The sequence below is a fragment of the Vibrio sp. 1978 genome, from assembly GCF_033344345.1.
In genome coordinates this window covers 1-506 of the sequence record NZ_JAWPOP010001089.1, presented here as the reverse complement: position 1 = coordinate 506, position 506 = coordinate 1, and the positions used below count along the sequence as shown (strand labels likewise).

Annotated in this window: 1 protein-coding gene; it reads right to left on the bottom strand. The window is 49.0% G+C overall.

Going from position 1 to position 506, the window contains the following annotated elements:
- Positions 1 to 130: 130 nt before the first annotated feature.
- Positions 131 to 506 (bottom strand): general secretion pathway protein GspB (locus R8N49_RS30805; protein WP_318190910.1); only part of this gene is annotated, 376 nt, incomplete at its 5' end.

The following is a 506-nucleotide window of genomic DNA, read 5'->3' as shown; positions in this document are numbered from 1 at the left end:
TCCACGCAGAAAGAAATCACCTGCTGGTTGGGCATAACTGCCCCGCAAACTACCGGTTTGCACATAACGGATACGAAAAAGGCCACATTCATGTGGCCTTTTGCTTATCTAATGGTTTCACGCGAGAGTACTAACCATCCCATTCGTAAAGCGCAGGGATTCGGATTTGCTCACCTTGGAATTCGACAATGACAGCCTGCGGCTGAATCTCTTTCAGCGTGACTTGTCCATCCACCACATCCCCTTGGTGATACTCCACGTTATTGATTTTCACCCAACGACGATTGGCATCACTGGCATACATGTGCGTTTGCAAATTAAGGGCAGGAAGACGTCCTTGCCACTGCTGCGCATTGCGCTCCAAGTCATTCACCTGTGACGGCGCAGAAGTCGGTGCATCGTTTTGAGACAGCGCATTTTCCACTTTTTTGGCGAGATCTGGAGACAAGGAAGACAAGTCTAGATCATCCAATGACAAACCTAAGTCGTCACGACGATGCGTAGAT